At 43.3% G+C, this 24,590-nt stretch carries 20 protein-coding genes and 1 pseudogene; 16 read left to right on the forward strand and 5 right to left on the reverse strand.

From position 1 onward, the window contains the following. Window positions 1–59: 59 nt before the first annotated feature. A complete protein-coding gene (locus WA1_RS44835; protein WP_017744055.1) occupies window positions 60–1,358 on the reverse strand; it encodes a hypothetical protein in 1,299 nt (432 codons plus the stop codon). Window positions 1,359–1,374: 16 nt separating this feature from the next. Next, entirely contained in the window at window positions 1,375–2,043 is a 669-nt protein-coding gene (locus WA1_RS44840; RefSeq protein ID WP_017744056.1) for a hypothetical protein, read from the reverse strand. A gap of 920 nt (window positions 2,044–2,963) precedes the next feature. Between WA1_RS44840 and fni the strand changes: the two genes are divergently transcribed. After that, window positions 2,964–4,013 (forward strand): type 2 isopentenyl-diphosphate Delta-isomerase, encoded by a 1,050-nt coding sequence (fni, locus tag WA1_RS44845; protein WP_017744057.1) that lies wholly within the window; start codon window positions 2,964–2,966, stop codon window positions 4,011–4,013. Between the two features lie 54 nt (window positions 4,014–4,067). After that, window positions 4,068–5,903 carry a signal peptide peptidase SppA gene (gene sppA, locus WA1_RS44850; protein ID WP_017744058.1) on the forward strand — a complete coding sequence of 612 codons (1,836 nt, stop codon included), beginning with the start codon at window positions 4,068–4,070 and terminating at the stop codon, window positions 5,901–5,903. 91 nt (window positions 5,904–5,994) lie between these two features. Here sppA and WA1_RS44855 read toward each other — a convergent pair whose 3' ends face one another. Continuing rightward, entirely contained in the window at window positions 5,995–6,615 is a 621-nt protein-coding gene (locus WA1_RS44855; protein ID WP_017744059.1) for a hypothetical protein, read from the reverse strand. Between the two features lie 179 nt (window positions 6,616–6,794). Here WA1_RS44855 and WA1_RS56215 point away from each other — a divergent pair, with 179 nt between their 5' ends. From WA1_RS56215 to WA1_RS44865, 3 genes are all read left to right on the forward strand, one after another. Beyond that, window positions 6,795–6,977 carry a hypothetical protein gene (locus WA1_RS56215; protein ID WP_148662894.1) on the forward strand — a complete coding sequence of 61 codons (183 nt, stop codon included), beginning with the start codon at window positions 6,795–6,797 and terminating at the stop codon, window positions 6,975–6,977. A 35-nt stretch (window positions 6,978–7,012) separates the two neighbouring features. After that, entirely contained in the window at window positions 7,013–7,264 is a 252-nt protein-coding gene (locus WA1_RS44860) for a hypothetical protein (protein WP_017744060.1), read from the forward strand. Window positions 7,265–7,467: 203 nt separating this feature from the next. Then, window positions 7,468–8,412, forward strand: coding sequence for an RsmB/NOP family class I SAM-dependent RNA methyltransferase (locus tag WA1_RS44865; protein WP_017744061.1), 945 nt, complete (start codon window positions 7,468–7,470; stop codon window positions 8,410–8,412). Between the two features lie 106 nt (window positions 8,413–8,518). Here the strand turns inward: WA1_RS44865 and WA1_RS44870 are convergent, their stop codons facing one another. After that, a complete protein-coding gene (locus WA1_RS44870) occupies window positions 8,519–8,929 on the reverse strand; it encodes a PPC domain-containing DNA-binding protein (RefSeq protein WP_026134720.1) in 411 nt (136 codons plus the stop codon). A 213-nt stretch (window positions 8,930–9,142) separates the two neighbouring features. Between WA1_RS44870 and WA1_RS44875 the strand changes: the two genes are divergently transcribed. The 3 genes and pseudogenes from WA1_RS44875 to WA1_RS44885 all read left to right on the forward strand — a co-directional run bounded on the left by WA1_RS44875 (window position 9,143) and on the right by WA1_RS44885 (window position 16,927). Further along, complete coding sequence (locus WA1_RS44875) at window positions 9,143–15,037, forward strand: trifunctional serine/threonine-protein kinase/ATP-binding protein/sensor histidine kinase (protein ID WP_017744063.1); 5,895 nt, start codon at window positions 9,143–9,145, stop codon at window positions 15,035–15,037. A 476-nt stretch (window positions 15,038–15,513) separates the two neighbouring features. Beyond that, a pseudogene (locus WA1_RS54160) lies at window positions 15,514–15,738 on the forward strand (hypothetical protein); the annotation flags it as partial. Between the two features lie 667 nt (window positions 15,739–16,405). Continuing rightward, window positions 16,406–16,927 (forward strand): KGK domain-containing protein, encoded by a 522-nt coding sequence (locus tag WA1_RS44885; protein ID WP_017744065.1) that lies wholly within the window; start codon window positions 16,406–16,408, stop codon window positions 16,925–16,927. Window positions 16,928–17,055: 128 nt separating this feature from the next. Here WA1_RS44885 and WA1_RS44890 read toward each other — a convergent pair whose 3' ends face one another. Beyond that, entirely contained in the window at window positions 17,056–19,746 is a 2,691-nt protein-coding gene (locus WA1_RS44890) for a DUF3536 domain-containing protein (protein ID WP_017744066.1), read from the reverse strand. A gap of 540 nt (window positions 19,747–20,286) precedes the next feature. Here WA1_RS44890 and cax point away from each other — a divergent pair. From cax to WA1_RS44925, 8 genes are all read left to right on the forward strand, one after another. Beyond that, complete coding sequence (cax, locus tag WA1_RS44895; RefSeq protein ID WP_017744067.1) at window positions 20,287–21,363, forward strand: calcium/proton exchanger; 1,077 nt, start codon at window positions 20,287–20,289, stop codon at window positions 21,361–21,363. 214 nt (window positions 21,364–21,577) lie between these two features. After that, window positions 21,578–21,901 (forward strand): peptidoglycan-binding domain-containing protein, encoded by a 324-nt coding sequence (locus tag WA1_RS44900; RefSeq protein ID WP_017744068.1) that lies wholly within the window; start codon window positions 21,578–21,580, stop codon window positions 21,899–21,901. Between the two features lie 137 nt (window positions 21,902–22,038). Next, window positions 22,039–22,290, forward strand: coding sequence for a peptidoglycan-binding domain-containing protein (locus WA1_RS44905; protein WP_017744069.1), 252 nt, complete (start codon window positions 22,039–22,041; stop codon window positions 22,288–22,290). A 94-nt stretch (window positions 22,291–22,384) separates the two neighbouring features. Further along, entirely contained in the window at window positions 22,385–22,672 is a 288-nt protein-coding gene (locus tag WA1_RS58405; RefSeq protein ID WP_169886893.1) for a hypothetical protein, read from the forward strand. Then, complete coding sequence (locus tag WA1_RS44910; RefSeq protein ID WP_017744070.1) at window positions 22,638–22,970, forward strand: peptidoglycan-binding domain-containing protein; 333 nt, start codon at window positions 22,638–22,640, stop codon at window positions 22,968–22,970. The genes WA1_RS58405 and WA1_RS44910 overlap by 35 nt, the downstream gene beginning before the upstream one ends. 39 nt (window positions 22,971–23,009) lie before the next feature. Continuing rightward, entirely contained in the window at window positions 23,010–23,345 is a 336-nt protein-coding gene (locus WA1_RS44915) for a peptidoglycan-binding domain-containing protein (protein WP_017744071.1), read from the forward strand. 154 nt (window positions 23,346–23,499) lie between these two features. Beyond that, entirely contained in the window at window positions 23,500–23,799 is a 300-nt protein-coding gene (locus WA1_RS44920; protein WP_017744072.1) for a peptidoglycan-binding domain-containing protein, read from the forward strand. A gap of 196 nt (window positions 23,800–23,995) precedes the next feature. Continuing rightward, window positions 23,996–24,583, forward strand: coding sequence for a peptidoglycan-binding domain-containing protein (locus WA1_RS44925; RefSeq protein WP_026134722.1), 588 nt, complete (start codon window positions 23,996–23,998; stop codon window positions 24,581–24,583). Window positions 24,584–24,590: the final 7 nt, after the last annotated feature.

Here is a 24,590-nt window from a genome sequence, read left to right on the forward strand (position 1 = left end):
AAGCTGAGACCATGTAGGGGCGCAAGGCATTGCGCCCTACTAACCCTAACCACTAGCTACTAACGAACTTGCTTCCTAGAGGCACCAGAACTTAAAAACAGTACAATCAACAGCAACACAAAAGGCGCGATCGCTGATGGCTCTGGGACTCTTTCTACCTTCCCTGGTGGATAAATAACACTTGGAGTACAAGGAATCTCAGTCACTTGGCTGGAGTTGCCAGGTAAACCACATCCACTAGGGGTGGTTGGAGGAATAATATCGGGAGGTGTTGTTCCGACAGTTAAAGGTGGTTGACCGGAAGCGCGATCGTTATTATCTCCACCACCTAAAGATAAAAGAAGAAGTAATAAAACAAGCCCGCCACCTCCAATAAACCAACCTGTCAATGAATTTCCAGAACCTTGTTGGACAAGAGCACTTTCTGGAACTATATTTTCTGGGATTGTACGTTCTGGAATTGTAGAAGGAACGTCAAGAGCGATCGCATCCGGGGCTAAGAAGACTGGATTCATTCCTACAAACACATCTGGTGAGAGACCCTCGCCAGTTAGTTGGTCGAATTCTGGAGGAATCCCAATATTTGGGCGTCCAAATGGCGTATTTTCTGTATGGAATGGTACGGAGAGCACATCGAGAATGCTATCTTCAAGTAGCTTCTGATTGCCAGTGCTTAATGCCTGTTTTGCTATGGAAATTTTCTCCAAATAAAATTTCGTCATCTCTTGCGGTAAATTCAGAGCTTGAACCTGCATCTCGATATTGGGAATTTTTGCCATTTCCTCGTACAGCAAACGTCCAAAAGAATACTTCAAGTTCAACAACCCACTGCGAAGGTCAAGGGAATTACCAACTCCCTGCAATGGTGTCCAATAAAAATTTTTAGTGACAAGCCCCAAACCTGATACAGGAGACTGTTTCACTGTCCCGCCAAGAAGATATCGATATCCATCCACAACTTTGGGGGTGTCATCTTGCCAAAATGAAGCATATGGCGTTTGAGCAAGATTGCGATCGTTATTGTAAAAAGCAGCAAATTTGCGGAGGTTTTCTTCTCCTCCAGCTGCTCTTATCAATAGGTCTTGATAGCTGGGTCTACTTCTAGCTGCTAATAATTCCTCAAGAACTGCTGCAGTTTTGTTACAGTTGAGACCGTATCCGATCGCGCATGCGGGAATACCTCGCATTTGGCTCAATTTTTGCCCTGATATCTGGTATTGGAGATAATTAGTTTCCAGTCCCCGTTGGACTCCATAGCGCCCAAGGTTTAGCTGGGCAAATACTTCCTTATAAGGGATGAGTACTGATGCAAAACAATAAAATGCAATTGTGATTTTCTTCGTCAATGGCTTCAACAAGATCCACCTCCATTAACTAGGGTTTCTTCAAATCCTTAAGCTCTAAAAAGACTGGAGAAGAACTTAATTTCTGAGGTAAGTCAAGGTTAATCGTAATTGCCGTCCCCTTAATTTGTCCCTGGCTAATACGGTTGTAAAAAACGAACGCTGGATTGGGCTGATTAAAGAGATAGCCCTGTTCTGAAGGTTGTACCTTCCCTTGCTTGATGAGTGTAATAAAGGTTTCTATGTATTGCCGTATGTTAGGCAAGTTCTTCGGATTTGTGCTTGTGTGATTTTGAATCAGCATGAGAAACAAGTCTAAACTGCGGCTGTCTTGTTCCTCAATCATGCGATCGTTCTCTAAAAAAGAACTTGCTACAAGCTTTTTATCGATCTGCTGAACCTTGAAGAGAGTGTAATAGCGTCCTGATTTTCGAGGATCGTTAACGTAACAGACCCAAGAACCATCGTGAGTCTGTGTAAAACCTTGTTGTGCGAGGTAGGAAAGTAAAGAGTTGCTTTTCTCGCTTGTGGAAGGTAGTAAATTATTTACAACATCGAAAGAACAAATCTTCTGTGGTGTTGTCTGTGTTGTTTTTTGGGGATTCATTGGAGCCTGTTGTGCTGTTGCAAAGTTAGACGCACTAACAGATGCAGACACAGACAGAACAAGTGTGCTAATCCAAGAAAGACTAACATTCATAATCTTTGGTGTGTGAGTTGCAATAGAGAGTGGTGGCGAAGTCTTTCTCGAAGATCGCCTAATTAACGTGAATTCGACAGACCTCACCCTCCCAACCTCCCTCTCCTTTTAGAAGAGGGAGGAGCAATCTAATAATCGGGGTTTGAAGCCCCTCTCCTTGAAGGAGAGGGGTTTGGGGTGAGGTCTGATTTGGCTTCGTCGAACTCACGTCCAATTAAGTACAACCAGAAACAGAATGTGCAATCTTAACTATAGAAACGGGAAAGGATAGTCCGTTTGCTCGGAGACTGGTAAATGGAAGCTAAGGATTTCTAGGACATTAACTATCCCATCCTGTGGGACGGGCGTCCCCACCCGTCCTTTATTTGTGGCGGGCGGGGACGCCCGCACCACAATAAATTTGGGATATTTGTTTATTTGGAAGTCCCCTACAATACTCAATCATCAGATCCAACAGCTGAGTTTTGCTGTGTGCAAGTTACAATCGTCAAAACTTATCAAATAAACGGCTTATTATTCTACCATTAACGAATTTTTTGGCAAACAAAACTGTAGATCTCAATGAAGCCATAGAGATACTTTCCTCTCTCTTTATTAAAGATTTAAAAAGATGCTTTTTTTGGACAATGTAACCTCTCCAACCTAGGGCGATCGCACCAGTTGTTGATAATGTTGAACAGATTACTTGATCCTTAACTCCCTGATGATACCCAAATAGTTTTTACTAGTTTTCAAGACTTCTAAAATGCTGACTTGATTCTAGCACTTTAGAGACGAACAAAATAAAACAATATAGTAGTTTGTTGAATATTGCAAGTAGGTTTGCCGATTTTTAATTATTAAATTAAGTAATCTTTTGGCGGTTCGGGAGTAAGATTGAGACAATGGGAGTGCAGTCATAGCCACAAGTTATATCAGTCGTGAACTCTCAAACAAGCACTCCCGCAGCAACGCAGTCCCGCAAAGCAGATCACATCCGTATTTGCCTGGAAGAAGATGTTCAATTTCATCAAACGACTAATGGATTGGAACACTACCGCTTCACTCATTGTTGCCTACCGGAAATAAATATTGACGAAATTGACATCAGGACTCAGTTTTTAGGCAAACAACTTGGTGCGCCCCTGCTGATTTCTTCCATGACTGGAGGAACTGAACAGGCGGGAGTCATAAACTGTCGCCTTGCGGAAGTTGCTCAGCACTACAAATTGGCGATGGGCGTAGGTTCCCAACGGGTAGCAGTAGAAAAACCTCAAGTTGCTGAGAGTTTTGCAGTTCGGAAGTATGCTCCTGATATTCTTCTGTTCGCTAATTTGGGCGCAGTCCAACTGAACTACAATTACGGTTTGGATGAATGTTTAAAGATAATTGATATTTTGTCAGCCGATGCTTTGATTTTGCACATCAACCCCTTACAGGAGTGCATTCAACCTAGAGGTGATAAAAATTTCAAAGAATTAATTGACAAAATAAATAAATTATGCATTAAATTACCTGTGCCAGTGATTGCGAAGGAAGTTGGTAACGGCATCTCAGATAGAATGGCCCAAAAGCTCATTGCGGCTGGGGTCAAAGCAATTGACGTAGCTGGTGCGGGAGGGACTTCTTGGGCAAAAGTGGAAAGCGAACGGGCAGAAAATGCTTTACAGCGCCGTTTGGGAAGTACATTTGCCGACTGGGGTTTGCCTACTGCAGAGTGTATTACCAGTATTCGTGCGATCGCACCTCATGTTCCTTTAATTGCTTCAGGAGGATTGCGTCATGGATTGGATGTAGCAAAAGCACTAGCGTTAGGGGCAGATATTGCAGGATTGGCTATGCCTTTTTTACAAGCGGCGGCGGCTTCTGATGTAGCTGTGCGGGAATTAGCAGAGGTATTAATTGCTGAAATGACTACCGTGCTATTTTGTACTGGCAACGCTACACTAGATGAACTAAGGTGTTCCGAAAGTTTACAACGCATAAAATAAGTATTGACCAATGACCAATGACCAACGACTAATGACCAATGACCATTAACTAAAATGCGTAATTTTCTCAAACAAACTTTTGCCAGTTTAGTTGGCAGCCTCTTGGGGTTATTCATCTTTTGCGGTTTGGGTACTACTGGGCTACTCTTGCTGCTCTTTGCTGCTGCTTCTTCTAAAGATGTTGGTCCTCTAGTGAAAGATAAGTCAATGCTGGTGTTTGACTTGTCGATGAACATTACTGATGGCGAACCCAGCACGGGCGAATTGCTGGAAAAAGCATTATCAGGTGAGGAAGTCAACAGGATGTCTCTCCGCAGCATTCTGAATGCTTTGGAAAAAGCACGTCTAGACAAGCGAATTATTGGCATATATTTGGATGCTAGCCGCACATCACAAGGAAGTGTTGCAGGTTTTGCCACTCTTAAAGAAATCCGCCAAGAACTGGAGAAATTTCGCGCCGCAGGTAAAAAGATTGTCGCCTATGGCTCGGATTGGGGGGAAAGGGAATATTACCTGAGTTCGGTGGCAGATAATATCGTGGTTAACCCCTTGGGAGCGATGGAAGTTAATGGTTTGAGTACACAGCCCATGTTTTTTGCAGGAGCATTGCAAAAGTATGGGGTTGGCGTTCAAGTCGTGCGAGTTGGTAAGTTCAAGGGAGCCGTTGAACCGTTTGTCCTCACAAAGCTAAGTACAGAAAACCGCCAGCAAATTCAAACTTTATTAAATGATGTTTGGACAGAGTGGCGAACAGTTGTAGGGTCGAGTCGCAAAATAGCCCCTACCCAATTACAAAATATTGTCGATAATCAAGCGTTGTTGCTGGCTGAGCAAGCCAAAGCCAATCGGTTGGTAGATAAGGTGGCTTATTTTGATGAAGTGGTTTCAGACCTGAAAAAGTTAACTGAGAGCGATAAAGATGAGAGAACGTTCCGCCAAATTAACATCAATGAGTATGCAGCAGTTCCCGGCAAATCCTTGGGTATAGAACGTGAATCGAAAAACAAAATCGCCGTTGTTTATGCTGAAGGTGAAATAGTCGAAGGTCAAGGTGAGAATGGAGAAATAGGAGGCGATCGCTTTGCCAAAATCTTCCGTCAGTTGCGCCAAGATAAAAACGTTAAGGCTGTTGTGCTGCGAATTAACAGCCCCGGTGGAAGCGCTACTGCATCTGAGGTCATGCAAAGAGAAGTGCGATTGACTCATCAAGAAAAACCTGTTGTAGTGTCGATGGGTGACATTGCTGCTTCTGGTGGCTATTGGATTGCCACTGACTCCAAACGGATTTTTGCTGAACCCAACACCATCACAGGTTCTATTGGTGTATTTGGAGTGCTTATCAATGCTCAAAAATTGGCAAATGATAACGGAATCACCTGGGATTCAGTCAAAACAGGGAAATATGCTGATGTTCAAACAGTCGCTCGTCCCAAATCTCCCGAAGAACTGGCACTATACCAGCGTAATGTTAACCGCGTTTACAGTGTATTTATAAATAAAGTCGCACAAGGTCGGAAACTGTCAGAACAAAAGGTGGTTGAGATTGCTCAAGGACGGGTTTGGTCGGGTGTTGCAGCGAAGAAAATAGGTTTGGTGGATGAAATTGGGGGTTTGGATTCTGCCATGAAACACGCCGCTTCCGCCGCAAATCTGGGAGATAATTGGGAGGTGCAGGAATATCCTCGATTGGGAACTCTTGAGGAGCGTTTATTTGGGCGAGCAGCGCAGGAGACACAGGCTATCCTGGGGATAGATAAACTTAAGCTAAGAGCTCCAGACCCTTTGATGGCTGAATTTGAAAAACTTCAAAAAGAACTGGCGATCGTACAAAAAATGAACGATTCCCTGGGCATTTATGCTCGCCTACCCATCAACCTCCGAATTGAGTAAGCAACCGACTCTTGTGGGGTGGGCGTCCCCGCCCGCCCGTTCTCTGGGACGGGCTTTCCGGCCCATCCCACAAGAAATTCCCAGAGAAAAATCAATTTTTGCGGCGTGGCAAGTCAAGATTAATTGTAATTGCCGTACCCTTCAGTTTTCCCTCTAAAAGAGGGTGGTATAAGATGAACCCATGATTTGGGTGGTCGAAAAGATATCCACGATGTGAAGGTAGTATTTTCCTGGAGCGGACTTGGGTAATGAAGCTTTCCAGGGAAGAGCGTATAACTTGTCGGTTTACCGGACTTGTGTTGGTGTGATTCTCGATCAGCATCATAAACAAGTCTAAGCTGCGGTTGTCTTGACCTGCAATCAAATGACCACTGTCTAAGAAAGTGCTTGCTACAAGCTTTTGATCGATTTCTTGGATCTTGAAGAGGGTATAGTACCGCCCGATTTTCTGCGAATCATTCACATAACAGACCCAAGAACCATCTGGGTTTTGAATAAATCCTTGCTTTGCTAAGTAAGAAAAGTGTAAATGACTTTGCTCGCCTAATGGCGGAGGGAGCAAATCTTCTATGGAATCGAAAGAGCAAATCTTTTGCTTTGTTATCTCTGGGTGAGCAACGCTCGTCACCTGTGCGATGGCAACACTAGAAATCGCAGCAAGCGCAGACATCTGGAGAGCCAATGTGCTAAACAAACGCCAAACTAAATTCATGTTTTTCCTTCTACTTTTGTTAAAAAGAATGTCCGAGCGCAGTTTGCAATAGTTGCACGTGCGCTCTTCAGTTAAGGGTCTTCCAAATAAAAAAATTTCCCAAAGTTTCTTGTGGTGCAGGCGTCTTGCCTGCCATCAATGTCAGTTGTGTGTGGAGATATTCACCCTGAACATCTTTTATGTTGAAGTATAAATATGAGTATCTTGTGAGGATTTCTACTGAATTCAAGTCCCTTAACAGAAAAATTCCAGCAGACCGCCAAGCATTGACGACAGTGAGGCGATCGGGATATCGTCTGCCTTGGTGTATAGCTGGATATTATGGGGTCAAAACTACTGACAAAAAGGATAATGATGTGTAAAGTAGTTTTAAGCCAATAACAATTTACCAAATTCTATGCAACCGCCTAAAGACATAAAAACCAAACGCCTCCTCCTTCTTGTTGTTTCTTGTAGTATAGCTGGTGTCATTGTAGGTGGCACTTCAGCTTGGGCGGAAACCAATATGTGCTTGCAAGCCAATACAGTCACCAGTGAATGCATAACTCAAGACCCAAGAGTTAAAACTATAGAGGGAATGGCAACTGGGTTAATAGCTGGGGCAAGTGCCGCTGTTGGTGTAGCATGGCAACATTGGCAGGAAAAGTGAGGACTACACACACCCCTAATTCGATAGCAAAATCCGCGTCACTTTAGTGCGCGGAGTGGCTCAACTCCGCTATGCCTGAGGGCACGCTTTCGCGAACGCGGTAGGTGTGCGCGTCTTAAGAAATTAAGCGGCTCGTCCGACGCCTCAGTGACTCTAAAAGTCCAAGGGGAACTCCGCAATACACGGTATGTTGGAAAATTTTCATGGACAAACCTTCTAATTTATTAGTTAAACTGTCGCGACGTTTATTTACCAACTTAGACGAACAAGAAAAATTTATTGGGGCTTTAACTCATCCACAGCGTTTTAACCCTTGTATTCTTTGGTGTAAGGAAAAGCCAGAAGTTTCTCCTTTTTATATTGAAATAGCAACACCTTGGCAACCACAATTTATAGACCGTTTGTCTTTAGGAGAAAAACCTGGACAGCATCCCCTACACGAACAGGGATCTTTTTATTGTTTGGACTTTTCTTCTGTCTTTGCGGCTTCTATATTGTTGACAATTCCTCAACCTATCAACCAAATTTTTGATATGTGTGCTGCACCAGGAGGAAAAAGTGTTTTTGCTTGGAAAAGTTTGCAACCAGATTTACTGATTAGTAATGAAGTGATTGGCAAACGGTTGGGAATGCTGATTTCTAATCTGAAACGCTGTCAGGTTGAGCCTTCTCTTGTTGCAAGCAAAGATTCAAGTTTTTTTGCTGACACGATACCTTTATCGAGTCGTTTAGTTATAGTAGATGCTCCTTGTACTGGGCAGTCTTTACTTGCTAAAGGAGAAAAAGCACCGGGTTGTTTTCATCCAACTGCTATTAATAAAAGTGCTAACAGACAAAAAAGAATCATAGCTAATTCTGCTCGGCTTGTTGCTCCTCAAGGATATCTTGCTTATATGACTTGTACTTACTCTCCTGAAGAAAATGAGGAGGTTTGTGAGTGGTTTTTGCAAAGATTTCCCCAGTTTAAGGCTGTGGAAGTGAGGCATTTAGAGGGCTATCAGTCACATTTAACGTCTCTGCCTTGTTACCGGATGTTTCCTCAATATGGGTTGGGTGCTGGTGCGTTTACAGTGTTGTTTCAGAATACTGAGGAAGGCGAGGGAAAGGTTTTGGATGTGGAGGTTTTGCCTGTGATATGGAGGAACTAACGCAATACTACTCTCCTACGCGGAAACTAGAACCCCGGTTTCTTTAAGAAACCGGGGTTCTGACACCTCAATTATCGTTAATCGAGCAGTATTGTCATCCGATCGCTCAAGGGTTTTCAGATGTTTGTCTGATAATTTCTAATTCGTGGTATCCTGTTTGCTCGTCTGCTGTTCTCAGAAAAGTATATTCTTCACTGATACCAATAACTATCTCGGCGGTTGTGTAGATAATGCATCCACAGTCAAGATGTCCGCCAATGGTTTTTCCTTGTTGGTTGGATATGGCAACGTGGAGATGCATTCCAGTGGTTGCTATTGTTCCATTGAGGGAAAGAATTTCAAATTTGTCAGTTAAGACTGTACTATTGTCTTGGTTGGCAAAGCGAATTTTTGCTTGTTTCAGACTACCAATAGCAGTTACGATAAACCCTGCTTTAATGTTTTCTTGACTAGCAAAGTTCTTTAAACTTTGTTTTAAATCTTCATCAGGTTTCAGTCGAAGAGGAAATATTTTCATGGGTTTCATCAATCATAAACAACTTTGTTAAATGAATCTTAGAGGTTTAGTAACAGACAAAAAAGCTTTTATGATAAGCTTTTGCGCCTTCTGCCAAAAAGGAATGCCAGAACGATCGCCAAAATTGCGGGAGAAGTCAAAATTTTTCGCTCTCATTTGTTAGACAAGATGATGTGCTGGGAATTCTAAGTTTAGTACTTTTCGTAAAAAGTTATGAGCGCAAAAATTGATGGAACTGTAAGGCTTGCTGGCTACCAAATCATAGAGCAATTATATTCAGGTTCGCGTACTCAAGTGTATCGGGCAGTACGAGAATGCAATCGCCTACCAGTTGTCATCAAGCTCTTAAAACGAGAATACCCTACCTTCAGCGAACTATTACAATTTCGCAATCAATATGCGATCGCCAAAAACCTAGATATTCCTGGCATTATCAAACCCTACAGCCTGGAAATTTATCACAATGGCTATGCCCTGGTAATGGAGGACTTTGGTGGCATTTCCTTGTGGCAATTTACTCAAGGAAAAATACTGACATTACAGGAATTCCTACCTGTTGCTCTGCAACTGCTAGACACCTTACACCAGTTACATCAACAGCGCGTCATTCACAAAGACATTAAATCAGCCAACATCCTGATTCACCCTGACACGAGACAAATTAAGCTGATTGACTTCAGTATTGCTTCGCTCCTACCACGAGAAACCCAGGAGATCCAAAGTCCCAACGGACTGGAAGGAACGTTAGCGTATTTGTCGCCAGAGCAAACCGGACGGATGAACAGATGCATAGACTACCGCAGCGACTTCTATTCATTGGGTGTGACTTTCTTTGAACTACTGAGCGGACAACTGCCCTTTGAGTCCCACGATCCGATGGAGTTGGTGCATTGTCACATTGCCAAGCAACCACCCCTCGTCTGCAATTTCAACCCCGATTTGCCTTTGATACTGGGCGAGATTGTCCGCAAACTGATGGCGAAGAACGCCGAAGACCGCTATCAGAGTGCGTTGGGACTTAAACATGACCTAGTGACCTGTTTAGAACAGTGGCGAGAAACAGGCAAACACACCTGGTTTGAGTTGGGACAGCGAGATATGAGCGATCGCTTTATTATCCCTGAAAAGCTTTATGGACGAGAGCAGGAAGTACAAACGTTGCTGGAAGCCTTTGGACGAGTTGCCAACGGTGCTTGTGAGCTAATGCTGGTGGCAGGTTTTTCGGGCATTGGCAAAACATCTGTCGTGAACGAAGTGCATAAGCCGATTGCGCGGTGGAACGGCTACTTCATCAAGGGCAAGTTTGACCAGTACAACCGCAATATTCCCTTAAATGCCTTTGTGCAAGCCTTCCGCGACTTGATGGGGCAACTGCTGAGTGAAAGTGATACTCAACTCAAGCATTGGAAAACCAGAATTTTGGACACCTTGGGCGAGAATGCTCGGGTTATCATTGATGTGATTCCCGAGATGGAAAAGATTGTGGGCGAACAGCCTGCGGTGCCAGAACTGTCTGGAAACGCGGCGCAAAATCGCTTCAACCTGTTGTTTGAGAAGTTCATTCAGGTGTTTACCACCCAAGCTCATCCCTTGGTGGTTTTCATTGATGATTTGCAGTGGGCTGATTCCGCCTCGCTGAAACTGCTGCAACTTTTGATGAATGATACAGAGTATTTGCTGATCTTAGGAGCTTATCGTGATAACGAAGTCTCGCCAGCCCATTCATTGATGCAGACTCTAGACGACATTGAGAAAGTGCATGCGATGGTCAACACCATTACGCTGGCTCCGTTAGACCAGTCGTCGGTCAATCAATTGATAACCGATACATTGAGTTGTGATGTGAAATTGGCATTGCCATTAACAGAGTTGGTGATGACCAAAACGAAGGGCAATCCATTTTTCACAACGCAGTTTCTCAGGGCACTGCATGAAAATGGACTCATTACCTTCAATGGCAGTGGTAACTATTGGGAATGTAACATTGCTCAGGTGCGACAACTCGCACTCAGCGATGATGTGGTTGAATTCATGGCGCTGCAACTCCAGAAACTGCCTGTTGCAACCCAGACTGTCTTGAAGTTAGCGGCGTGCATTAGCAACCAGTTTGATTTGACGACGCTAGCGATCGCCTCTGAGCAATCCGAAATAGAGACTGCAACCAATCTTTGGAAGGCATTACAAGAAGGATTGATTCTACCAACAAGTGAAGTTTATAAGTTTTACCAGGATTCGTCATTCGTCATTCGTCATTCCTCAACAGTTAACAATCAAGCACAAACACAAATGACCAATGACCAAAGACAAATAACCGTCTTTTACAAATTTCTCCACGATCGCGTCCAGCAGGCAGCTTACTCTCTCATCGCTGAGGAGCAGAGACCATCGATCCATCTGAACATGGGTCAATTGCTGCTCAATAACACGTCTGATATAGAACAGGACAACAAACTATTTGATATAATCAATCACCTGAACAGGGGATCGAGATTAGTCGTTCAGCCAACAGAGCGAGAGCAAATCGCCCAGTTAAATGGGCTTGCCGCCAAAAAAGCAAGGTCTGCAACCGCCTATGAGTCTGCTATGAACTACGCAACCACGGGAATAACACTGTTAACACCCGATTGCTGGCAGAGTCAGTACGAATTGGCTCTAATGCTGCACGAATTAGCTGCTGAAAACGCCTTTCTTGCCAGAGATTTTGAGCAAATGGAACATTGGGCCCAGACGGTCTTGCAGCAAGCAAAAACACCACTCGACCAAGTGAAAATCTACGAAATCAAGATTCAAACTTACGTATCGCAGCATCAACCATTGAATGCGATCGCCCTGGGGAAAAAAGTACTGAGCCAATTTGGGATTCAATTGCCCGATCGACCCACCCAGGAACATATTCAGCAGGAATTTCAGCATACGGCGGATCGGTTCGCTGGTAGATCGATAGAAGAGCTATTAAACCTGCCCTCCATGACGGCATCTGAACCTCTAGCAGCGATGAAAATTGCCGCCTGCACTGCACCAGCCATTTACTTCGCGGCCCCCTCCCTGTATCCATTAGTGATTCTGTCGCAGGTGAATGCCTCTATTCAACACGGCAATGCACCATTATCTACCTTCTTTTATGCCAGCTATGGTCTGCTCTTGAATGGCATTTTAGAAGACATGGAAGCAGCCGATCGCGCTGGCAAACTCGCGTTAGAAGTCATGGAAAAACTCAATGCCAAGGAGGTTGAATCTAAAACCCGGTTTCTTTTGGGGGGATACGTTCTGCATGGAACCAATCACCTGCGAAAGTCACTGCAATTTTTACGCCAGAGCTATCAATTAGGACTAGAAACTGGAGACATCAAGTTTGCGGGTCACGCCGCATTTCATATCTGCCAATATTCCTACTTCAGCAGTCAAGAACTCTTAACGCTGGAGCAAGACATCCAAGCCTACAGCCAGATGCTAAAAAACCTCAAACAAATCATGGCGTTTAACTACTGTCAACTATTCAGGCAAGTGGCTTTAAACCTGTTGGGCAACGCTAAGAATCCTCGGCTTTTGGTGGGTGATGTCTACGATGAGGCACAAGCTTTACCCCAGTTATTGGCAGCAAATGACATGATGGCGCTGCATTTCTTCTATCTGCATAAACTGATTCTTGGCTACCTGTTTGGCGATACGGCACAATCTCTATCAGACATTGCGACTCGGAGCAGACAGTATTTAGCAGCCGGTGCAGGTTATATCACAGTGCCAATCTTTTACTTTTATGATTCTCTTGCTACTTTAACTGGGGATTTTAGTGAGGATTCTGAATTGGGCGATCCCCTGCAACGGGTAGCAGAGAATCAGGCAAAGTTGCAGAAGTGGGCACACCATGCACCGATGAACCACTTGCACAAGTGGCATTTGGTGGAGGCAGAAAAGCATCGAGTGTTGGGGAATAAGGTGGAGGCTAGCGATCAGTACGATCGCGCTATCTCCCTTGCCAAAGAACACGGCTATCTCAATGAAGACGCTTTAGCCAAGGAACTCGCCGCCAGATTTTATTTGGAATGGGGCAAAGAGCGCATTGCTCAGGACTATATGATTGAAGCATACTACGGCTATATCTGCTGGGGTGCCAAAGCCAAAGTCACCGATCTGGAAACTCGCTACCCTCAACTGCTTGCCCCCATTCTTGGGCAAACTCGCTCTATCCTCTCAATCAATGAAACTGTTTTCCCCTTGGGAACTGTTACCTCTACTAGTTCTTCGGCCACCATCTCCGATTCCTTGGATTTAGCTACTATTCTCAAAGCTTCCCAAACCCTTTCTAGCGAAATCGAAGTTAAAAAACTACTTTCATCCTGGCTTTCTATCGTTATCGAAAATGCGGGGGCTGAGAAATGCGTGTTAATGCTCTTTCGAGATGATTCGCTACGGGAAACCAAAGACGAGCAACTGCTGATCAAAGGGTTAATGACTGTGGGATCGGAGCCAGTTGTGTTGCAGCGCCTTCCCATTGAGGAGAGCCAGGACATTCCCCTGAGATTGATTTACAAAGTGAAGCACGAAAGGCAGACGGCTGTGCTGATTGATGCGACAACCGATCTGACTTTAGCCAATGATCCATATATCATGCGTCAGCAGCCCAAGAGTATCTTGTGCAGTCCGATTTTACATCAAGGGAAGTTGTTGGGGGTGTTGTACCTAGAAAACAATATAGTAAGGGGGGCGTTCACAAGCGATCGCGTCAAACTACTGAATCTATTCTGTACTCAAGCCGCCATTTCTCTAGAGAATGCTCGACTCTATGAGCGATCGCAGAACTATGCTCAAAAACTAGAGCAGTCATTGAATGAGTTGAGCGCTAGTAACTCTCGCTTCCATCACCTGGTAGACAATGTGCCTGGGGTAGTTTATCAATTCCGCATGAGTGACGATGGGATCTTATCTGTGAGCTATATCAGTGCTGATTGTTATAAACTGCTCGAAATTACCCCGGAACAAGCCATATCCAATGCGGAGTTTCTTAAAGATATGGTGCATCCAGATGACATAGGAAGTTATCACCAGTCCGCCACTGATGCTATTCAAACCCAATCTCCTTGGTGCTGGACAGGGCGCATTGTGACTCCATCAGGAATCCTTAAGTGGATTCACGGAGAATCACGCATTGAACAGTTGGGTGATGGTTCAGTCGTTTGGGATGGATTGTTGTTGGATATTAGCGCTCCTAAAAAAGCTGAACTTGCCTTGCAGCAAAAATCGCAAGATTTACAACAAGCATTCCTTGACTTACAACAAGCGCAATTACAAATCATCCAAAGCGAAAAAATGTCTGCTTTGGGTAACTTAGTTGCTGGTGTAGCTCACGAAATGAATAATCCTTTGGGTTTTATTGCGGCCAGTCTCCTACAAGCTAAACCTACTTTCGCCGATGTTGTTGAACATCTGAAATTATATCAAGAAACTTTCCAAAACAAGAGTGATGAAATTATCAAGCATGCTCAAGAAATTGACTTGGAATATAGCTTAGAAGACTTACCAAAAATGCTTGAATCCATGACAATGGCGTGCGACCGCCTCAAAAATATCAGCACTAGTCTCCGCACTTTCTCTCGCGCCGATCGAGATTACAAAGTGCCGTTTAATATTCATCAAGGCATTGATAGCACAATTTTAATTTTGAAACATCGTCTCAAAGCTAACGAACAACGTCCAGCAATTGAAGTGACAACTGAGTATGACAATCTCCCTCAAGTTGAGTGTTTCCCAGGACAATTGAATCAGGTATTTATGAATATTCTGGCAAATGCTATTGATGCTTTAGAAGAATCAAACAATGGATGCTGTTTTGATAAGATTAAAGCTAATACTAACCGAATTAAAATTACTACCTCAGTGAAAGATAACCAAGTAAAAATATCAATTACTGATAACGGGATTGGCATGAGTGAATCAGTTAAACAAAAAATCTTTGACCATTTATTTACTACCAAAGCAGTTGGTAAAGGGACAGGTTTAGGACTTGCGATCGCTCGTCAAATAGTTGAAGAAACCCACGGCGGTTCGCTCCAATGCTACTCCTCTCCCGGTCAAGGTACAGAATTTGCGATCTTAATTCCAGTTCGGTAGTTAAGGGGGAAATTTATATTCACGAAGGAAGAGGGAAGACGGAAGAAGGAAGTGGGAGCATCCCAATTTGGAAAAAACACGCAAGAGAATTGAAATCGCGGCTATACAAACAAAGCCTGCGAAGGCTGGCTTTGATGCATCAGTCCACGCATGTGGACTTTGTTTGTATAGCCCCAGAATTCTATTCTGAGGGGCTTTAAACCCACAACTAAATTTCTTAATTATAATACTTCTTCCTTCTTCCTTCTTCTTTGTGACTGTTTAGAAAAATAACTTAGTATATTTCCTGATGCTATTACGCACTTTATCTCTGTAAAATATACTGAATAGAATATTTTTATACTTTTAGGATGCTGATTATGCAAGGGTTACCGCTCCAGTGCAAAAATTTGCAGGAGCAAGTTAAGTCTATATTACAACTTATACAACAAGAGCCATTTTTCCGTTCTGATAATGTAACATCGATACAAAGCTATGGTCATGTCACTATCGACACTCCAGGCATTGCTAACCCAGTTGAGAAAGATTCACATTTCGCGTATGCTAGAATTGGATGCTCTGATACTTCATCGGTGATTTGTGTGTTAAAATCTGCGTCGGTTGGTGATATGACCAAGGAAGAAACAGAACTGTTGGAAAAAATAGGGGAAAATTCTGGAATTCGCGATCGCGTGTTCTACCTGTTTAACCGTATTGGTCAGCACCCCGCACGCTTAGTGACGGGGCGTCTCCCAAGGGGAGACGCCAAGGGCGAACGTGCCTGGTGCATTTTAATAAAATTTTACAACAGTATCCCAAGGCGCGTACTTATTGAGAGCCATCTCTAGAAAGAGAAGCTGAAGAAAAAATTCTCTCAAATCGACATTTATTAAATGTTGTTGGGCAAAAGATAGCAACTTATAATTCAACCGTTACGGCTATTAATGAATGCATACAGGCGGTGCAATTGTATGATTGTCTGCTACCTACTATTGAACAACTACAATCACAAAAATTTGATATGAATTTTTCTAAAAATGGTTTGTTGGGACTAAATGGTGCAGTTAAATCTGTAAAATTGTAGGCTTCAATACACCTAATACGCAGGTACATAATGTAAATTATACTATCTGTGTCTTTTCACTCATTCCCTCTCTTTGGCTTGAAAATAGAGTTCAGGGTCTAAGGAAATGTCTAATATAAAAGAAAACATAAAGCTACTTAAATGGAATGATAATAATGTTTTATTGTCTCTACTCTGGGTTGTTCAAATGCTGTAATGTAATTGATGATTAATTATCATCCTTACATTTCAAAGATTTCAGAATTCTCGAGATTTTCAAGGCGATCGAGAATATTACAAGTAAAAAATAGGAGGGTCATCTCAATATGCTAAACAACAAACTTAAACGATTGGAAGGAACAGAAGATATTATTCTTCTAGAAAATAAAATATTTAATCCCGTTCAAATTATTAATCACATAATTGAACATTTTGAACCAAAGGGTAATGACCTAAATTTGTCTCGCAAGAATTCGTTCATAAAAAAATACTTTAAGCAGAAAAATATGCAGGGCATATTTAATCGCTTAGAGTGGAAGTTTGCACTCAGGCAAGGAATCAAATGTGAACTTTTGATTCCAAATCATAATCGCAAGCAGAAAGGCAAGCTAGAAATCAAAGTCATTATAGACTTTTCTCCAATGAAAAAACAGGAGTCTTCTATGCTTGACGATGACGATGCATATAATATGCTATCTCTTGAAGACAAGAAAAGCTCAGAAAACTTAGAAATAAAAGTTTCGTTAGATTTTTGCCCAGATGAATCTGAAGTTGAAGAAACTTTTACGAACAATCAACCCAATTCGTTAATTAATAACGTTTATTGGATGGCGAATGATTATAAGTAGCCAGGAAGAGCAGGGGGAGTGAGAGAGTGAGGGAGTGAGGGATCAGAAGTGATAACTAATACTCAATGACCAATGACCAATCCTGGTCACTGGTCACTGGTCACTGGTCACTGGTCACTGGTCACTGGTCACTGGTTAACATCAACTGCCAACTTTTGGCCCAATTTCAACAACTGACTGCTATAAGCTGCATTTTCTTGATTTGCCGTTTTGGTGACTATCTGCGGCACAATTTGATTGTGCAAACGGCTGAAGTATAGTTCCTGGGATCGGTTAAGGCAAATACCAAGGTTAAGCTGATATCCCGCATCTATCAATCGTTCCAAGCGTTGAATATCTGCATCAGAGGTTCCCGTGGGATCGTACAGTACCTGCCAGAGAGAATGGAGTACTATTTGCTCTAACATCTGTTTGCCTTCAGGAATATTTAACTGACAATGCAGGTGTTTGGCTTCTGTGGCAATTGCTTCTAGCTCTAAAATATGGTTCCAAGTGGATGTCGGTTCGGATATATCTTGCTCTAATGCACGCAATGTCATCATACACCGATACCCTAACGATATCTCTGCTGCTACCTGCAACTCCTGCGGTGCGGGAACTCCATCGCGATGGAATGCCATTAAGATACCGTAATTATCTCTGTATGTTTGTGTGTAGAGTTGATCCAAACGTGTCAAGGTTTCCTGACTTAATATGTGCATGAGGCGGTGGCGTTCTTCGGCGAATAGATTCTGTAAGTTGAATGCTTCTTCACCAAACAATTGCACCATCGCCAAAATTGTGTGTGCTGCACTTGCTTGTTCGAGTGCGCCAAACAGTTTGTCCTTTAACTGGGTGTAAACACGGCGTCCTTGGAAAGGTTGAATACAACAATGGAAATCCCAACCCCCAAGGTGAAGAACCGCAAACACCAGATGTTCGCTTTCCCAGGTAATTTCTGAAACTAGGTTCAAATTCCCCACTGCCAAAGTGAGCGATCCCATCCTTTGGAGTTGATAATCTAGTTCGTTGATTGTGTAGCAATAAGCTCTCTTTTGGAAAGCGCTGGATGCTAAAGTTTGATTGTTGTTTGAAGGCAGGCGATCGCTTAAGCTCGATCGCTGACCGTTAAACAATGAAGTAATGGCATATTGGGCTGCAACTTGTCTAAAGCGAATTTGGGCTGTCAGCACAAGTTGGCGGTAAATTTCCGCACCATGTTTGAAGAATTCAACATTACTGGTTGCAGCAGCAAGGCGTTTGATGAAACCTTTTTCTAATTGTACGCCTGCTACATCTCCTGCCAGTTCTAGAGCACGGGCAGCGTAACGAAGAATCTGCGTTCCTTCTGGGCGCGAGATTTCTTCAAAGAACCATCCACAACTGGTGAACATGAGCAAAGCATGACGCTGCATTTCTAACAGGCGCAAGGCGTCTACTTGTTCGGCTGCTGTCAGTTTGTGGTTTTGGTGGCGCTCTAGAAAACGAGCGACATTTTCGGGAGTGCGATCGCGAATAACGTCTATGTATTCGTCTCGTGCATACCAGGGATCGCGGAACAATAGCTTGCCATGTTCTTCATACACCTGGATGAGGCGATCGCGCAACCAATCTAAAGCATCTCTTAAAGGACGACGCCATTTTTGGTGCCACGTTCCACCACCACCGCAACCGCAGTCATCTTGCCATCTATCCACACCGTGAGCACAACTCCATGCCGTGATCGGCTTGAGTTCTACTTCCCAAGTGGGAGAACTCAGGCTGAGGTAGTGGGCAAAGTTTGTGACAGTCCAACCCCACTGGGTAAATTCTTGTGTAAATGCGTAGGCTAGTGTTTTTTCCGTCCCGCCTTTGTGGTGTCCAAAGGTTTCCCCATCTGTGGCCACAGAAATTAATTGTGCTGGACGGTGATCCCCGCGTACTGCCGAACCAATTCGCCCTGCCAAGTGGCTTGAATTATATAGGACATCACTAAATCCCATATCTCGCGAGATCGGGCCGTCATAAAAGAAGATATCTATGTAGGGGAGGGATTGGGAATTGGGGATCGGGGAGTGGTCTTTTTCCCCATTCCCTACTCCCAATTCCCTACTCCCCTTCAAAAAACACCGATATGGACGTGTGGGATCGATTTGACTTCCGCCTACTTCATGCCATTCTGGGTTGGGATTGTCTTTTGTTGGCATGAGACGACAGCGCTGTGCTTGCGATGGAGCCAGTACAATAAAGCGAATCCCTTCGTCAATTAAGACTTTTAGGGTTGCATAGTCTACAGCCGTTTCTGCCAGCCACATTCCTTCGGGATCGCGCCCAAAGCGGGATCGGAAGTCTTCTTTGCCCCAGCGAATTTGGGTGTATTTGTCGCGTTCGTTGGCTAAAGGCATGATGATGTGGTTGTATACTTGCGCGATCGCATTGCCATGCCCGTTCAACCTTTCGCAACTCTTGCGGTCTGCCTCCAAGATGCGTTGGTAAACCTCCACATCATGGCGTTCCAACCACGACATCAGCGTTGGTCCAATATTAAAGCTCAAATACTCATAGTTGTTAACGATCCCCACCAACTCGCCTCGGTCGTTTAACACTCTGGCAAAGGCATTGGGACGGTAACATTCAGCATGAATGCGCTCGTTCCAATCATGAAAAGGTGCTGCACCAGGTTGACGCTCAATTGCGTCCAAATAAGGGTTTTCCCGTGGTGGTTGGTAAAAATGCCCATGAACAGTTACGTAAACACCCGTAGCTTGTCTTAGGGGATCGAGCATTTGGGTGCTTTTAATAGTTTCATGTGACATCAAATTTGTACCAGTACTAGCTGGCAATTCAGCTGCTGAGGTCATGGAGTTACGATTCCAAATAGGATAGATAAACTTGCAATTGCGTCCGAGAGTAAAATTTCTATAAACCTTTCTAAATTGGCATTGCAACAACAGTGGGGAAAAGAGAGCAACTATGATATGTGAACAGATTCCGCTCTTGGCGGTCTAAATGTTGGAGTAATTTGCACTTCTTAAAGCAGCCTTCCAATTAAGTAACCATTGACAAAAGTGGGGTTAGCAGATTTCATCGTTGGTGGTGCTAAAAACTTAATTGTCTTTTAATAATATTAACCCGCATCCTTGTTGTAAAATTCCGCATTTCATTGAAACTTTTGCAACGAAAGATTGCGAATACGACTTATATCGCAATCTTATTTTACAAATAAAACTTCTTAAAGGAAACAGTAAAATCTCGGAACCCTTCTACTGGAGGGTTGGGAGTATCCTGAGTAAGAAGTTGAGGACAGTAGAGACGTGCTATGGCATATATATACAAAAGTGTTATTTTTCACTTTTAACCCTTAACTCCGTTTCTGTTAACTTTTTCAGCCCAAAATACACATGTCAGGTAAAAACATCATTTTTTTCGTTTTGTCTTTGTTTATTCCGGTTTCCTTAGCGGCACATTACTTGGAATGGGGAGATCTCGTTGTTTTTGGAACCGCCTGCTTGGCAATTTTGCCTCTAGCTGCATGGATGGGAACAGCTACAGAAGAAATTGCTGTTGTCGTTGGTCCTTCTTTAGGGGGATTGTTAAATGCCACTTTTGGTAATGCCACAGAGCTGATTATTGCCCTGGTTGCCTTAAAAGCCGGATTAGTGGATGTTGTCAAAGCTAGTATCACGGGATCGATTATTGGGAACTTACTGCTAGTGATGGGTCTTGCAATGTTTTTAGGTGGACTGCGTCACAAGGAACAAAAATTTCAGTCAGTAGTAGCACGGGTAAATGCATCTTCTATGAATTTAGCAGTCATTGCCATTTTGCTGCCAACCACAATGAGATTGGGTTCTCAGGCAGTTAGCGAACAAATATTGCAAAATCTTTCCCTAGCTGTTGCCATAGTCCTAATGATTGTTTATGCTTTAACACTATTGTTTTCTATGAAAACCCACGCCTATCTCTATGAGGTAGGTGTTGCAGAAACAGTGGAAGAAGAGCATTATAGAAAACCGAACATTTGGTTGTGGGCGAGTGTATTGCTAGTTTGTACTATTCTAGTCGCATTAGAATCAGAAATGCTAGTCGAATCACTGGAAGTGGCTACAGCCCAGTTAGGTGTGACTGCGTTATTTACAGGGGTCATTCTTGTACCGATTGTTGGTAACGCTGCGGAACACGCGACAGCCGTCACAGTAGCTCTAAAAGATAAGATGGATCTTTCTCTTTCGGTAGCAGTGGGATCGAGTATGCAAATTGCCCTGTTTGTAGCTCCTGTCTTAGTTTTAGCAGGTCGGGTATTCGGTCAACCCATGGATTTAAATTTTAATCCCTTTGAACTAGTGGCTGTAGCTGTATCAGTTTTGATTGCAAATAGCATTAGTTCCGATGGAAAGTCAAACTGGCTCGAAGGGGTATTGTTATTAGCGGCATATACAGTATTGGGATTTGCGTTCTACTACCTTCCCGTTGCTTAGACATAAAGATAACGTTAAAAAAGCCACCACATAGGTATTCTTTTCGCTACAACTGTATCTGGTAGTGACCGAACAGACCTAACCAACGGGGGTAAATTGGCTCCTCCCTGGGGAATATCACCCTATAGGGGTAATGTCGGAGTGAGTCTCGCAACACTACCTTAGATTGATAGAAAAGTAATCTTACACCTTAAATCATTCACGGAGGGTGAATATGACACAAGCTGCCGATTTCAATACAGTGCTTGAGGCTGCTGCTCGCTCCATCAGCTTGCCACTCGTGGTACAAGGTGACAATGGTGATGCCGTGAAATTTCTCCAACAACTTCTAAACGCTTATAGAAGCAAGATTGGGGATGGAAACGCTGCACCGCTTCAAGAAGACGGAAATTTTGGTCGTAACACTTTCGCTGCTGTTGTCAGATTTCAACAAGAATACAGAGCAATTATTAGCGATCCAACTTTTCCTATTGATGGAAAAGTCGGTCCTTTAACTTGGCGTGCTTTGGGTGATTTCGCTTATCGTCGGTGTCGCTAATCACCTGACCAGTGACCAGTGACCAGTGACCAGTGACCAGTTAACTGACTTTATGTGACTGACTATTGTCAACTCACCTGGTACTGGATCGGTCAAATGAATGAACATCATTGAAACAAACAGAGGAAGGTTAAATCATGGCTCAAAAGAGTTTACCCCCAGTACAAAATGGTTCCACTGGTGAAGCTGTAAGATTTCTACAACAACTTTTAATCGTTTTCGGCAAGCTGAGTAACAGCGACTTCGATGCCATCTTTGGCAGTAACACAGAGAATGCTGTTAAAGAGTTTCAACGCGAACAAAATTTAACAGTTGATGGTAAAGTCGGTCCACAAACATGGGCTGCATTAGGTAACCAAACCAAGAATACCTGTGCACAGTTCCAGTAAGGGATTAGGGATTAGGGATTAGGGATTAGAGGTTAGGGATCATCAGAAGAGGAATGTTCACATCCTACCGACCACTAACCACTAACCACTAACGATGACAGGCGAGACGCCTGTCCTACACCACTCAGGCGAGACGCCTGTCCTTACATCACTAACCACTAACGATGACAGGCGAGACGCCTGTCCTACACCGCTCAGGCGAGACGCCTGTCCTACACCGCTCAGGCGAGACGCCTGTCCTACATCACTCAGGCGAGACGCCTGTCCTACATCACTCAGGCGAGACGCCTGTCCTACATCACTCAGGCGAGACGCCTGTCCTACACCACTAACAACAAAGGTGAATCATGACACAAGCTGCGGATTTCAATGCCTCGGTTGAAGCTAGTGCTGCTTCTATCGGTATGCCACAAGTAGTACAAGGTGACACTGGCGACGCCGTGAAATATTTACAACAACTGCTCAATGCTTACAGAAGCAAGATTGGGAATGGAAATGTTACACCATTACTGAAAGTAGACGGAAACTTTGGTAGCAACACTTCTTCAGCTGTTGTTCAATTCCAAAAAGAATACACAGCAGTAAATACGAGCAATATAAAATTGGCCGCCGATGGAAAAGTCGGTTCTGCGACTTGGCGGGCTTTGGGCGATTTTGGTTTCCTTAAGTGTCGCCCCTAATTCAGTGACCAGTGACCAGTGACCAGTGACCAGTGACTAGTGACTAGTGAGTGGTTAATAGTTAACAACGAAGAAGAGCCAAATCAAAGTCATTTAAAAAATTTAGGGAAGGAAATCATGGCTGAGCAGAAATTGCCCCAATTAAAAAAGGACACTAATGGTGATGCTGTAAGATTGCTACAACAACAATTGATTACTTTTGGATATCTAGGGAGTAGTAGTTTTGATTCAAAATTTGGTTCAGTTACAGAAGCAGCTGTCAAACAGTTCCAACGCGATCAAAACTTAAAAGATGATGGGATTGTTGGTCCTAATACTTGGTTGGCTTTAGCAAACTGGGCAAATCGTTTTTGTCAACAACTAGCACCACAATAAAGTAGGGGCGTAGAAGCTAGTCCTTGTAGGGGCGCGGCGGCTTTGCGCCCCTACTCACAACTAACCGTTAACCATTAACATTTTTCCTAGCTGTGTCAGTTTTTTGAAAGATAGTTAAAATTAAAAAATAAAATTAATTTATAAATAAATTACTATGGAAGAGTCTACAAATCCAGCACAGCCTCAAGAAGAACTTGAAGCACAATTTGAGGAACAATCCGAAGCACAATTTATGTCAGCACGAGCATCAGGTTTACCAACTCTAAGATTTGGCTCCTCCGGTCATTCTGTTAGAGTATTACAACGACTTTTAGTTTCCAACGGCTACTTCGTGAGAATTGATGGGAATTTCGGTGCTCTCACAGAGTCTGCTGTAATGGCTTTTCAAAGTGGGCGGGGTCTCAACCCTGATGGTGTGGTTGGTTCGAGAACTTGGGCTGAATTAACAGGTTAATTAGCCGTTTCTCAATCCAAAATCTACGCATCCAAAATCTAAAATCCAAAATGGTATTGCAAGGAACAGCAAACACCATTTTACGGAATCTTTGGAAAAAATTATTACATTTTTTATTTTGTAATTACTGTTTATTCCGGAACGACAGCTATATTAGATGTCAAATAAAGCATGGGCCTTAGTAAAATGTGACACAATGACTGATATTGCCCTGCTGATGACGGGCGTATTGCAAACAGGACAATTTTCTTTGCTGAGTTTAGCGAATCAGCTATTTCTTCAGTTAGAGACCAGCGTGGAAGAGTCAAATCAAGACCAGCTATCTCCGATAGTTTCACCTGCTCAAATTACACCACCTGAATTTATGCAATATGATGAGACAATATACGTCTCTCCATTAGAACAAACTACAGAAAATAAAAATATAGTGAATCAAGCTCAAACGGCTTCTATTGTAGAGTCCTTAGTAGCGTCAGAAAATACCCCTGCGGTCAATTCTCGTCGTTACAGGCGAAGATTCACTGGTAAACGAGGTGGTTACCAAGTGGTGACTGCTGTATCTTATGACTATACTAATCGAGCCTTACCAATTTTGAGTTTTGGCAATGAGGGTATTGCTGTTAGAGCTTTACAACGTCTGTTATCGTACAACGGCTATGCTGTTCAAATTGATGGAGTTTTCGGTGCGCTAACAGAAGCGGCTGTTAAATCTTTTCAAAACCAACGCAGTATAGCAGTAGATGGCATTGTTGGACAAACAACTTGGGTGGAATTAACACAATAGTCATTTG

This window comes from Scytonema hofmannii PCC 7110 (assembly GCF_000346485.2).
GTDB lineage: Bacteria > Cyanobacteriota > Cyanobacteriia > Cyanobacteriales > Nostocaceae > Scytonema > Scytonema hofmannii.

Bases quoted from the DNA above. Each gene is read 5' to 3' on its own strand.
- WA1_RS56215 (WP_148662894.1), top strand. From the start codon at position 6,795: ATGTTGAAGTATAAATATGAGTATCTTGTGAGGATTTCTACTGAATTC.
- WA1_RS44890 (WP_017744066.1), bottom strand. From the start codon at position 19,746: ATGACCTCAGCAGCTGAATTGCCAGCTAGTACTGGTACAAATTTGATG.
- WA1_RS44870 (WP_026134720.1), bottom strand. From the start codon at position 8,929: ATGAAAATATTTCCTCTTCGACTGAAACCTGATGAAGATTTAAAACAA.
- WA1_RS44905 (WP_017744069.1), top strand. From the start codon at position 22,039: ATGGCTCAAAAGAGTTTACCCCCAGTACAAAATGGTTCCACTGGTGAA.
- WA1_RS44860 (WP_017744060.1), top strand. From the start codon at position 7,013: ATGCAACCGCCTAAAGACATAAAAACCAAACGCCTCCTCCTTCTTGTT.
- WA1_RS44840 (WP_017744056.1), bottom strand. From the start codon at position 2,043: ATGAATGTTAGTCTTTCTTGGATTAGCACACTTGTTCTGTCTGTGTCT.
- cax (WP_017744067.1), top strand. From the start codon at position 20,287: ATGTCAGGTAAAAACATCATTTTTTTCGTTTTGTCTTTGTTTATTCCG.
- sppA (WP_017744058.1), top strand. From the start codon at position 4,068: ATGCGTAATTTTCTCAAACAAACTTTTGCCAGTTTAGTTGGCAGCCTC.
- WA1_RS44875 (WP_017744063.1), top strand. From the start codon at position 9,143: ATGAGCGCAAAAATTGATGGAACTGTAAGGCTTGCTGGCTACCAAATC.
- WA1_RS44865 (WP_017744061.1), top strand. From the start codon at position 7,468: ATGGACAAACCTTCTAATTTATTAGTTAAACTGTCGCGACGTTTATTT.
- WA1_RS58405 (WP_169886893.1), top strand. From the start codon at position 22,385: ATGACAGGCGAGACGCCTGTCCTACACCACTCAGGCGAGACGCCTGTC.
- WA1_RS44855 (WP_017744059.1), bottom strand. From the start codon at position 6,615: ATGAATTTAGTTTGGCGTTTGTTTAGCACATTGGCTCTCCAGATGTCT.
- WA1_RS44900 (WP_017744068.1), top strand. From the start codon at position 21,578: ATGACACAAGCTGCCGATTTCAATACAGTGCTTGAGGCTGCTGCTCGC.
- WA1_RS44885 (WP_017744065.1), top strand. From the start codon at position 16,406: ATGCTAAACAACAAACTTAAACGATTGGAAGGAACAGAAGATATTATT.
- WA1_RS44910 (WP_017744070.1), top strand. From the start codon at position 22,638: ATGACACAAGCTGCGGATTTCAATGCCTCGGTTGAAGCTAGTGCTGCT.
- WA1_RS44920 (WP_017744072.1), top strand. From the start codon at position 23,500: ATGGAAGAGTCTACAAATCCAGCACAGCCTCAAGAAGAACTTGAAGCA.
- WA1_RS44925 (WP_026134722.1), top strand. From the start codon at position 23,996: ATGACTGATATTGCCCTGCTGATGACGGGCGTATTGCAAACAGGACAA.